The following is a 10402-nucleotide window of genomic DNA, read 5'->3' as shown; positions in this document are numbered from 1 at the left end:
TTGCTGGGCTGGGGTTTAGGTCTTTCCTTAGACACTTGGAAGACGTTTAATACCCAAGGGGAAGACTATGATCGCTCCTTTCAAAAATGGCAGCGTCAGCGTCAGTTTAAGCAATCCGTAGATACCTTCCTTGATCGCATCCTCAAGCCTCAATCGTGATCTTCAGTGAGGCCATGATGACCCTGGGTTTTATATTTTGAACGCTACTTCCTCTGCATCCCAAGACTCTCAGCCGATCAAGCGCCGTTGCGTCATGGTGTGTCAGTACCGCTCCTGTGAGCGGAACCATTCACCTGAGGTTCTAGCGGCACTCAGGGCGATCGCCCCTAAGGGTGTGCTGATTAGCTCCAGCGGTTGCCTCGGGCAATGTGCATCGGGGCCCACGGTGCAGGTGATGCCGGATCAAACTTGGTATTGTCGTGTGCGTCCAGACGATGCGGCGGAGATTGTTGACCAACATCTCAAGGGCGATCGCCCGGTTCAACGCTTGCTTCATCCCCGGTTTCATCCCTACGATGGGGAAGCTGTTGCTGAGGAGGATGCAGATGTCTCAGGTGAAGATGGAAAGAGCGATCGCCCCTCGCTGGAGCCGCTGGATGGTGAGCAAACTCTCGATCTCTCATAGGTCACCCTCTATGTAGTCATAATGTGACTGAGTGTTGCACGTTACTAGGGATTTCCCCTAATTTCGTCCACACTGTATACCGTGGGGCATGACTTCACGCAGGGCTAAAAATTTATAGGCTCAGCCCGAACGGTATATTGCCCAAAGGGTAAGGGTTTCTGGAGCCCGAACGTTATCGACCTCACGTCTGGTTAAAGTTGTTGAATGGCGATCAGCGCAGCAGAGGCTAGTCAAGATGCATATTGTTGGCTTTATTTTGATTGTGGTCGGGATCAGCCTATTTTTTGTCCAGCGACATCAAAAACAACGAGCGTTTAGCTTGAAATCTGCTCGGCCTGCTACTGTGGCTGATCTGCAGCAAATGGCTGGGGCGATCGCAGCGGAAATTGGCGGTGGCAGTTGGCGAGACTACGTCAAAGTTGTCGGTCACATTAGCTGCGATCGCCCCTTGGTCTCGGAACTGAAGCAAGAAGTCTGTGTGCATTACAAAATGACCGTGACCCGTGAGTATGAAGAAACGGTCACCAGTCGCGATAAAGATGGCAAAACCACCCGCTCTACCCGGCGATCGTCGGAAACGGTATCGAGCAATCAACAGTCGGTGCCTTTTTGGCTGGAGGATGCCACGGGCAGGATTGAGGTGAATCCCCAAGGGGCAGCGATCGAAACTATTAAGGTGCTAGATGAGTTTCGCCAAGGGGAGCAAGCGGGGAATCGGCTGACCTTTGGACAATTTTCGGTCACCCTTTCGGCGGGGGGCAGCGGTCGCCGCACGTTGGGCTATCGCTATAAGGAGCAAATTTTGCCCCTAGGACGCCGGGCCCTTGTCCTGGCAACGGTGAGTGATGGGGTGGGGAGCTTGGTGCTGCAAAAGCCGCTGGATAGCAGTAAGTCCTATCTGATTTCCCTGAAGACGGATGAAGAACTTACCCAGTCGGCGGAGAAAACGGCTCAGGCTGTGTTCTATGGCATGGTGGGCTGCATCATCCTAGGCGTGGTGCTGGTACTAGTTGGGCTCGTCACCTGATGGTCAGAAACGTTTGGGTGACGGTGAAGCCCCAGTCCAAGCGACCCGCGATCGCCCTCTTGGAGGATGGCACGCTGCTGGTACGCCTGGCGTCGCCGCCGGTGGCAGGGAAGGCCAATGCTGAATTGGTGGGGGCGATCGCGGCTTACTATGCGATTCCTAAGTCTCGGGTCACCATCCAATCAGGGCTGACTGCCAAGCGCAAGCTGATTGAAATTGAAGACGATTGAGGCTTGAGAAGACCGGGTATTAGGCGCGCCAGATAGCATCGGCTACCCGACAGACGTCAGCCATCTCTGCCACATCATGGACGCGTAGGATGTCGGCATGGTGGGCGATCGCTGCACAGCAGGCGGCGGCCGTACCCCAGACGCGCTGTTGAGGATCGGGTTGGTTGAGAATATCGCCAATAAACCGTTTGCGCGATGGGCCAATCAGTAGCGGATAACCAAGGGCGCGTAGACGCGGAATTTGGCGGAGGATGTCGAGGTTTTGCTCGTGGGTTTTAGCAAAGCCGATGCCTGGATCCAGAATAATGTTGTCGGGTGTTATCCCGGCATCGATCGCCGCGTTGACCCTGCCTTGTAAAACATGGATGATGTCGCCCACCACGTCGTCATAGTCGGTGAGCTGCTGCATGGTCTGGGGGGTGCCGCGTAGGTGCATGAGCACAATGGGGACACCCAACTGGGCGACGGTGGTCAGCATGGCTGCATCGTAGATGCCTCCCGAGACGTCATTCACCAGGTTTGCTCCTGCTGCCACCGCCGCTTGCGCCACGGTGGCCTTGGTGGTGTCGATGGAGATGGGGGTGGCGATCGCCGCCGATCCTTGGCGCAGGGCCTGAATCACCGGAATCACTCGCTGCAGCTCGTCGTCTAGGGAGACGGGCATGGCTTGGGGGCGTGTGGATTCACCGCCAATGTCGATTAGATCTGCCCCAGCCTTGACCATCTGCTGGGCTTGGGCGATCGCCCGATCGAGGCTGGCAAACTGTCCGCCATCACTGAAACTATCGGGCGTGACGTTGAGGATGCCCATGATGTAAGTTTTGCGGCCCCACATTTTCCAATCGGGAGGTGGCGAAGATTGATGGGATGAGGCGGATGGTGAGGGGTGAGGGGTCATAGACTCTAAACCATGAAAAAAAACTAGGCTAGCATGGGCAAAACGTAACAATAAGGTAGTGCTGAGCCGATCGAATCTGCGATCAGCGCTAAACTACGTGCAGTTTTCCTCAAACGTGGATGAGGAAGTTCGTCTGCTAGTTAAACCAAGCATGCTTTGAACCATAAATAGACCTATCTGATACGGGGGATTCTACCTATGATGCTTTCAAAAACCTTGGATTTTGTGGTGCTGCAAGACTGCTTAGAAGATGCCAACTACGCCCTGCAAACGGGCGATCGCCAAAAGGCAGAGGCCTATCTCAATACCGCTCGTCAGAGTTTACGCACCTTAGCAGCGGAATTGGTTGAAGCCCGGGGACAAATTCGTGACCTGGAAGAACAGTTGGAACGCGGAGAGTTCTAGGGTGATTCGTGGGGAGTCTGTTTTTTGACGGTGCTCAGGTACTGCCCTAAAAAGGGTAGACCACCGATGGCGGGCAGCAGGTAGCGGGATGTGCAAAGCAGCCCGAGGGCGGCTCCGGTGGCGGCGCTAAAGTAGGGCTGGTAAAACAAAATCAGGGCAGCATCGCGGGTACCAACGCCAGCAAAGGTGAGGGGCAAGAGTCCTGCCAAAATGGCCAGGGGTGATAGGGCCAGATTGGCTAAAAAGGGGGTTGAGGCTCTCAGCGCCAGGATGAAGAACCAAATCTGCAGCAGGTGTAAAAACCAAATGAAGATGGAGGTGAGGGTGATGCGCAAGAGTTGTCGGCGATCGCCCCAAAAGTAGCTGTGCATTTCACTCCAAGCATGGCTGAGTTTCACCAGTTTGGGGTGCATGGCTTTCGGCGCAATACGTCCTAGGGTGCGAAAGCTCCACTGGGCTATGTTCGGTGAACTCAGCAGCAGAATCCCTAGCAGCAAACCGCTGACCACGGCTAGGGTCATCATCCAAAACAGCCAGTCTTTGTTGGGATAGAGCATCAGCCCAAAGACGCACCAAAGCAATAACGAGAGCAGGTCGCAGGCTTTTTCAAACACCACCAGGGAGAGCGCCAAGGATCCGCTCAAGTGACCGCGATCGCGCATGAAGTAGGCTTTAGCAATATCGCCCATTTTGGAGGGCAGCACCATATTTAAGGTACTGGCGGCTAGAATCAGCCGGTTGGATTCGCCTAGCCCTAGATGCACCTTAGCGGGCACTAACTGCTGTAGTCGCCATGCCGTCAACAGGGTGAGGGGGATAACCATGCCCAGGCTGATGGCCATCCACAGGCGATCGCAGTCCTGAAACACCTGTACGAGACCCTCTAGGTCAATGCGCTGGTAGATAACGACTAGAATGATGAGGCTAACGCCAAGAGAAATCAACCGTTTCATAGCATCTAGGGCGGGATAGATGGGCAAAGGCTGGCCGCAGGCAAGGATGGTGGACAGCTTTCGAATGGTACACTGGCGGGTTCGCTGATGGTTGGGGGATCGCCATAGAGATAGAGATCGTCCCCGAGCGACCATACCCACAGACTAGGACATGCAGATGAACTCAGAGCACTACGCCCTCGGCATTGATTTCGGTACATCTGGGGCGCGGGCGATCGCCATTGATCCAGCCGGGGCAATCCTAGCTTCTGTGCGGGTAACGGTGGAGCTTGGGGATCCGGCTCAATGGGCTGAGCAATGGCGGCAGTCCCTCGACCAGCTCTTCGGGCAACTTCCTCTAACGGTACGGCAAGGGCTGGGGGCGATCGCTCTGAATGGCACGTCGGGGACGGTGCTGTTGTGTGATGCCCAAGGGCAACCGGTTACAGAACCGCTGTTATACAACGATAGTCGTGGTCAGGTGGTGATAGATCACCTGAGGGCGATCGCGCCTCCGGATCATCCGGTGATCAGCGCTACCTCTAGTTTGGCAAAATTACTATGGTGGGGCGATCGCGGCTTGACCCAAGACGGCCCTCTCTACCTCTTGCATCAGGCTGATTGGCTAGCCTTCCATCTCCACGGCATTCTAGGGCTGAGTGACTATCATAATGCCCTGAAGCTGGGCTACGACGTGGCGGGCGATCGCTACCCGGATTGGTTTCAATCTTTACCGCTGCTGGTGCAGTCTGTGCGCTTACCGCAAGTGCTGACGCCTGGATGTCCTATTGCTTGTCTAGCGCCGGCGATCGCCCAACAGTTTTCTATCCCTGAGAGCTGTGAGGTGTGCGCAGGCACCACCGATAGTATCGCGGCATTTTTGGCCAGTGAAGCGGCAGAACCTGGGCAGGCGGTTACCTCGTTAGGGTCTACGCTGGTGCTTAAACTACTTAGCAGGATCCGCGTGGATCGGGCGATGGAAGGAATTTATAGCCATCGTTTTGGCCATCACTGGCTGGTGGGAGGAGCGTCAAATACTGGAGGGGCGGTGCTGCGTCAGTTTTTTGATGATGAAGCGATCGCCCATCTGAGTCAGCAGATGGATGCTACCGTGCCCAGCCAGCTTGACTATTATCCACTGCCGAGCCCAGGAGAACGCTTTCCGGTAGCGGATCCCCATCTGCCGCCGCGTCTCACCCCCCGTCCCCCTGAGGATGCTTTGTTTCTACAAGGTATCTTGGAGGGCATCGCCCAGATTGAGGCTCGGGGCTATCAACGTTTAGTGGAACTGGGGGCCTCACCCTTGACCCAGGTCTATACGGCGGGTGGTGGGGCCCAGAATCCAACCTGGACGGCCATTCGCGATCGCTATCTTCCTGTCCCCGTGAGTCCTGCTGCGCAAACCGAAGCTGCCTATGGAGTAGCGCGCTTAGCGCAGCGTCGGTCGTTGCATCCAGCCTAGCTAGAGGTAATTTGGGCTGCTAACCAGATGCGACTTTGGGGGCTGCTTTGCTGGGAGGTGGAATGGGAGATCATATACCAGCCCACAGCGATCGCAATTCCTAACGCGGCTAGGGCTGTCAAGATGGAAATGACGTCTGGTAGCCAGTGGGGCGTGGAGGCGATCGGCGTATGAATCACGGGCGATCGCGGGCGTGGCGATGAGTTGGTTTGAATGCGGGTGGAGGTTTGAATGTAGGTGCTACTGGGTTTGGATGAGGCATTGACCGCTAGGCGTGCCCTTGTGCCCGATGAAATCCGCATTTCTTGAATTTTTTGAATGATAGGAATCGGGCGCTGCCCTGTTTGGCTCCACTGCAAGAGCATGGCCCCATTGATGGCACAGAGATTAGGCACTTTCATGCTGTAGATGCGCTGCATCATGGCGCGATCGCTGACCACGAGAACCACCAAATGTGTTGGGTTATCCTCGGCAAGACCATAGGCACATCGCGCGACCGCTAGCCCGATCCGGTTGCGTTTGGTCAGCGCTTCGCCGCTTGACGAACGCAGGGCCGGATGATGGGCGATCGCATCACTGATGTGCCACTGACAGTCTCGATAGAAGCGGTTAAATTCTCGGGCAACCCGTTCCAGGTCAGGATCAGGAGCCCGTTCGTGGAGAAACCGCATTTCTTCGTGGATGATTTTGGGGACATGGCACGTTCCCACCCGTGCGAAGCCCATCCACTCTCGCGTATTCGTTGCCGATAACGTACTGAGATCTAGAACGACTTCAACGGGTGGGATTGCAGTTGCCATATTATCCTCCTATGCCCAGGCGTCCGGCTAACGCCGGCGTCACTGGAAGTAATGTTGCAGCCATCAAGAAGAAAGCTAGAAGACCCAGGGCTGCCCTGGCATCATCGGGTTCAGAAATTTCTTCTAAGCAAGGGCGCTCTAGACCACGCTGTAGAAATAAAATCAGCACAGCCCAGTAGAGCGCGAGGGGGTTTGCAAAGGTGGCGATGCCTAACACAATCAGCGTGACAATCGTTGACCACCGGGCGACCTTACGTCCGTAGACCGCCTGCATCACTCGACCACCGTCTAACTGTCCGGCGGGCATGAGGTTGAGGGCGGTAATCACCAGACCCAACCAACCTAGAATGGTCAGCGGATGGATGCTGACGATGCTTTGCTGTAGCTCAGCACCCAAGACAATACGGGCTAACATACCCACCAAGATCGACCCTTGGAAAAACTCCGTGGGCACTTGGAAAAGGCTGCCAGGGCCCGACAGCACGAGACCAATCACCAATGCCATGAGGGACAACACTCCACCTGCCGCAGGCCCGGCCAAGGAAATATCGAACAAGATGCTGCGGTTTTTCAGCAATGATTCAAAGCGGGTGAGGGCTCCAAAGGAGCCAATTTGCCAGGTGGGAATGAAGAACGGTGGACTGAGACGTACCTGATAGCGTTCGGCCGTCAGCCAATGACCCAGTTCGTGGGCTGCCAAAATTAGCACAATGCCGATGCCTAGAGGAAAGGCTTCGGAGTAGCGACTGGCTTCGTTGAGCAGATCAAACCCCAAAAACAGCCCCGCAGTTTCCATGCAGGTGGCAAAGGTGAGTAGCGCCAACAGCAAAGCAATGAGCCGCTGGGCGGTGGTGCTGGGCTGGGGGCCGTTGCGGCTTGGTAACACCACAATGGTGGGTCGGCTATCGGGAGCTGGCACTAAAAATAGGTTATAGCGATCGCCCACTCGATCCTTGAGGCTGCTGCTGAGGCGCTCATGCACCTCGGCTGCTTCGCCGCGCAGGTTCCCTTTAAAGATGACGCCTTCTTGGTAGGGTAAGGTTTCCGTAGCAAAAAATGTGTCAATGCCAAAGATGCCCTGCACCGCTTTCAAGTCTTCAGCGGGCATGGGAATAATGTCGAGGTTGGCGGCCTCCTCCGACGGCGTGACTGACTTGGCAGGTGACCCTTCGGGTGTTTCATCCATGGACGATGCTGGATCATCTAGGGATGAAGCAGATGGGGCTGTCGAGTTTTTCAACATAGCCATTTTTTCTTGAACCTGGGGATCTTGGCTGAGCGATCGCAGCCGTCGCCCCAAAAGCACATACCCAGCGATAGAGATCAGCAGCAGGAGTAGCACCGCTGCCAAGTTGAGATAGATGCCAACGGCAAATAGCGCAAAGAACAGTAACCAAGGAGCCATGAGCAGCACGGATTGCAGCCAGGCTAAGACGCCAAACTTGCCGAGGGGTAGCGATCGGTATAGCCCCCACCCCAATACACCCAGCGCGATCAATAGGATCAGAACAGTAACCATATCTATCGTTTCTCTGTCTTACGACAGAACCTGTTGAAGTTCACTACATCTTCTATGGTTACGCGGATGGGCCCCGAATTTGAAGATGCTTGCTGTGAGAACAGAGCAGAAACCTAGATTTCGGATCCTTCGTGATCAGATGTAGGGCTAGGGGATGCACCATGGGAGCAAGACAACATCCTGTTGCATGGCTGAGGATGTTGATCCGGGAGCTTCGTTCGACGGAAGATTGCCAGCGATCGCCCTTATCTTGGCACGCCGTCATAACTGTGAACTGTCGCTTGCTGCATCCTCAGGACACAGCGTCGGGTAGATAGGGGTTGAAGTGATGATGGTTTCATTGCCCCCTGCTGATGAAGGCAATAGGGATGTTAGGCCCCATTGTAGTAGCTGAATGGGGAGTCGTCCTGTAGTTTGACCTAAGGTCGTCTCCCCATAACGATCGCCCTGATGGTGGAATAGTGAGATGAACCGATTGAAGAAGATGCGATGCTGCTGCCTCACCCTGTTGCCTAGACAGTCTGCCTAGTTTGAAATGAACCCAAAAGTTCAAAGATCAACGGCAACAGGGCGGCATAGATTGCCCCAATGGATAGGGAAGAACCGGCTGACTCGGTGAACCTTAGTTACACCTAGGGATGGTTACCCCCAACCTAGCCTGTAGAGCCAGACCTAAGCCAGCCTTGATTGAACTATGACTTCACCGCGTGACTTCACTGAGTCTTCAATGAATCAAGTTCAGTAGAAACACCCTGGTGGTATTAATCGTACTCTTGATATTGAGCGATCGCTCGATAGAAATTGTTAATGTGCACCCTGAGTCCTAAGTATAAACCCTGAGATTCACGATCGCCTCACAAAATATATTGCGAGATGTACGCGTATGCACGGCCTGCCTGTTCGTCGATGTTAGCAAATATTCGTGAATTTGCGTAGATGCCAGCGGCTGATTAATCTGTCGTGGCGGCTGAATGGTGCTCTAGGGCTTGACGCAGTTGACCCTGATGTTGCCCAAGGAGGCGATCGCCCGCCTCGGTATCTAAGCCCGTCCAGTGCATCAGTAAGGCTAACTTCACTTGCCGACCGCTGCGTTCCAGCAGCAGGGCCGCCTCCGGACGGCTGAGTTCCGTCAGGTCTTGCAACATCCGCAGGGCGCGATCGTGGAGCTTATTGTTGGTCACGGCTACATCTACCATGCGGTTGCCGTAGACCTTGCCCAGTTTCACCATGACGCCGGTAGACAGGGTATTTAGGACCAGTTTGGTGACGGTGCCGGCCTTGAGACGGGTAGATCCGGCTAAAATCTCGGGCCCCACCAGCAGCCGAATGTCTACATCTACCTCAACGGCGAATTGTTCCTGGGGGACACAGGCGATAAAAATAGTGTGGGCTCCCCGTTGGCGGGCGGCCTGGATGGCTCCATGGACAAAGGGGGTGGTGCCGCCGGCCGTGATGCCTACGACTACATCCAAATCGGTCACTTGGCGATGGGCGATCGCCCCTGCACCGTCTTCCTCCCGATCTTCTAAATCTTCAGAACTGCGCACCAAGGCCGCAGCTCCCCCAGCAATGATGCCCTGAACCAATTCTGGCGGTGTGCAAAAGGTAGGGGGGCATTCCGCTGCATCCAGGACGCCCAGCCGTCCGCTGGTGCCAGCGCCCACATAAAACAGTCGTCCTCCCTGCCGGAGGCACTGAGCCGTCAGGTCAATGGCTTGGGCGATCGCTGCTTCTGCCGAGGCGATCGCTTCCAAGACGCGGTAGTCTTCTTGGTTGAACAGTTGAACTAGCTCTAAGGTGCTGAGTTGATCCAGAGTTTGGCTATTGGGATTAGCCTGTTCGGTGAGCAGATGCCCGCGTTCATGGATGTGGGTGAAGTTGGGGGAGGGGTTTGCCATGGTCAGTCACTATTCAGTCACGATGGGGTATGAGGTAGAAGACTAGGGTAGAACAGGGCTGCCAGAGCAGACCTTGCAGCTAAAGCAAACCTTCGAGCCGCTTCCGCAGTCGTTCTAGCTCATCGGCAGAAAATTCGCCCTCTTGGTTAACTGGTTCCGGCTGAGCTGTACCGTCGGGTTGCCAATCGGTGGAAGGGGCGTTGGCATCGGGAGGAACTTCGAGGGTGCCGGTGGGAATGTGCTTACATTCATAGCCTGCCCCTAGGCAAAATTCTTCAATATCGTCAGATTCAAATGCTTCCACCGTAGGACTACCAAAATCCTGGGCTTCTAGCATCAGGCTATAGCGCACGGCGTCATCTTCATGTTCAAACATCAACACAATGTTGCGATCGCTCACCTTGAGGGTGTGGATGCCCTCGTTGCTTGTGCCAGCGTTAAATAAAAGAACAAATACCTGCATAATATCTCGACCTTCTCAGTCCCATAACTCAATCCTGTAGTAGATAGCCTACCCTGTTGCTGCCCCTCCTATCTATGCTCTCTTGGGCGGGTCAGATGGGTTGGCTAGATGGGGCGGGCAAAGAGCCAGCCTCGCAGGTATCC

Annotated in this window: 11 protein-coding genes; 5 read left to right on the top strand and 6 right to left on the bottom strand. The window is 55.0% G+C overall.

Annotated elements, in window-relative coordinates:
* Nucleotides 1-196 precede the first annotated feature (196 nt).
* The 3 genes from V6D20_22090 to V6D20_22080 all read left to right on the top strand — a co-directional run bounded on the left by V6D20_22090 (nt 197) and on the right by V6D20_22080 (nt 1882).
* Entirely contained in the window at nt 197-625 is a 429-nt protein-coding gene (locus V6D20_22090) for a (2Fe-2S) ferredoxin domain-containing protein (protein HEY9818475.1), read from the top strand.
* Nucleotides 626-860: 235 nt separating this feature from the next.
* The gene (locus V6D20_22085) at nt 861-1652 is read left to right on the top strand and encodes an E3 ubiquitin ligase family protein (protein HEY9818474.1); all 792 of its coding nucleotides are present in this window, start codon (nt 861-863) and stop codon (nt 1650-1652) included.
* Complete coding sequence (locus V6D20_22080) at nt 1652-1882, top strand: DUF167 domain-containing protein (GenBank protein ID HEY9818473.1); 231 nt, start codon at nt 1652-1654, stop codon at nt 1880-1882. Before V6D20_22085 ends, V6D20_22080 begins: the two co-directional genes overlap by 1 nt.
* A gap of 19 nt (nt 1883-1901) precedes the next feature.
* Here the strand turns inward: V6D20_22080 and folP are convergent, their stop codons facing one another.
* Nucleotides 1902-2780, bottom strand: a complete 879-nt coding sequence (gene folP / locus V6D20_22075; protein HEY9818472.1) for a dihydropteroate synthase — start codon at nt 2778-2780, stop codon at nt 1902-1904.
* 198 nt (nt 2781-2978) lie between these two features.
* On the opposite strand from folP, the gene V6D20_22070 reads away from it, so the two are divergent.
* On the top strand, nt 2979-3185 hold the full coding sequence (locus V6D20_22070; GenBank protein ID HEY9818471.1) for a hypothetical protein: 207 nt from the start codon (nt 2979-2981) through the stop codon (nt 3183-3185).
* Here the strand turns inward: V6D20_22070 and V6D20_22065 are convergent.
* Complete coding sequence (locus V6D20_22065; protein ID HEY9818470.1) at nt 3182-4138, bottom strand: lysylphosphatidylglycerol synthase transmembrane domain-containing protein; 957 nt, start codon at nt 4136-4138, stop codon at nt 3182-3184. The two genes, V6D20_22070 and V6D20_22065, sit on opposite strands and share 4 nt — an antisense overlap.
* A gap of 157 nt (nt 4139-4295) precedes the next feature.
* On the opposite strand from V6D20_22065, the gene V6D20_22060 reads away from it, so the two are divergent.
* Nucleotides 4296-5579, top strand: a complete 1284-nt coding sequence (locus tag V6D20_22060) for an FGGY-family carbohydrate kinase (GenBank protein ID HEY9818469.1) — start codon at nt 4296-4298, stop codon at nt 5577-5579.
* Here the strand turns inward: V6D20_22060 and V6D20_22055 are convergent.
* From V6D20_22055 to V6D20_22040, 4 genes are all read right to left on the bottom strand, one after another.
* On the bottom strand, nt 5576-6379 hold the full coding sequence (locus V6D20_22055) for a PIN domain-containing protein (protein ID HEY9818468.1): 804 nt from the start codon (nt 6377-6379) through the stop codon (nt 5576-5578). The genes V6D20_22060 and V6D20_22055 overlap by 4 nt on opposite strands.
* 1 nt (nt 6380) lies before the next feature.
* Complete coding sequence (locus V6D20_22050) at nt 6381-7898, bottom strand: site-2 protease family protein (protein HEY9818467.1); 1518 nt, start codon at nt 7896-7898, stop codon at nt 6381-6383.
* 950 nt (nt 7899-8848) lie between these two features.
* Nucleotides 8849-9796, bottom strand: coding sequence for an N-acetylmuramic acid 6-phosphate etherase (gene murQ / locus V6D20_22045; GenBank protein ID HEY9818466.1), 948 nt, complete (start codon nt 9794-9796; stop codon nt 8849-8851).
* Nucleotides 9797-9875: 79 nt separating this feature from the next.
* Nucleotides 9876-10259 (bottom strand): DUF3110 domain-containing protein, encoded by a 384-nt coding sequence (locus tag V6D20_22040; GenBank protein ID HEY9818465.1) that lies wholly within the window; start codon nt 10257-10259, stop codon nt 9876-9878.
* Nucleotides 10260-10402 lie beyond the last annotated feature (143 nt).

This window comes from Candidatus Obscuribacterales bacterium (genome assembly GCA_036703605.1).
Taxonomy (GTDB): Bacteria; Cyanobacteriota; Cyanobacteriia; order RECH01; family RECH01; genus RECH01.
This window is presented reverse-complemented; position numbering and strand designations above follow the sequence as displayed.

Excerpts from the sequence above, each read along its gene's own strand:
- V6D20_22070 (HEY9818471.1), top strand. The coding sequence starts at position 2,979 with ATGATGCTTTCAAAAACCTTGGATTTTGTGGTGCTGCAAGACTGCTTA.
- V6D20_22055 (HEY9818468.1), bottom strand. The coding sequence starts at position 6,379 with ATGGCAACTGCAATCCCACCCGTTGAAGTCGTTCTAGATCTCAGTACG.
- V6D20_22065 (HEY9818470.1), bottom strand. The coding sequence starts at position 4,138 with ATGAAACGGTTGATTTCTCTTGGCGTTAGCCTCATCATTCTAGTCGTT.
- murQ (HEY9818466.1), bottom strand. The coding sequence starts at position 9,796 with ATGGCAAACCCCTCCCCCAACTTCACCCACATCCATGAACGCGGGCAT.
- V6D20_22040 (HEY9818465.1), bottom strand. The coding sequence starts at position 10,259 with ATGCAGGTATTTGTTCTTTTATTTAACGCTGGCACAAGCAACGAGGGC.
- V6D20_22050 (HEY9818467.1), bottom strand. The coding sequence starts at position 7,898 with ATGGTTACTGTTCTGATCCTATTGATCGCGCTGGGTGTATTGGGGTGG.
- V6D20_22060 (HEY9818469.1), top strand. The coding sequence starts at position 4,296 with ATGAACTCAGAGCACTACGCCCTCGGCATTGATTTCGGTACATCTGGG.
- folP (HEY9818472.1), bottom strand. The coding sequence starts at position 2,780 with ATGACCCCTCACCCCTCACCATCCGCCTCATCCCATCAATCTTCGCCA.
- V6D20_22085 (HEY9818474.1), top strand. The coding sequence starts at position 861 with ATGCATATTGTTGGCTTTATTTTGATTGTGGTCGGGATCAGCCTATTT.
- V6D20_22080 (HEY9818473.1), top strand. The coding sequence starts at position 1,652 with ATGGTCAGAAACGTTTGGGTGACGGTGAAGCCCCAGTCCAAGCGACCC.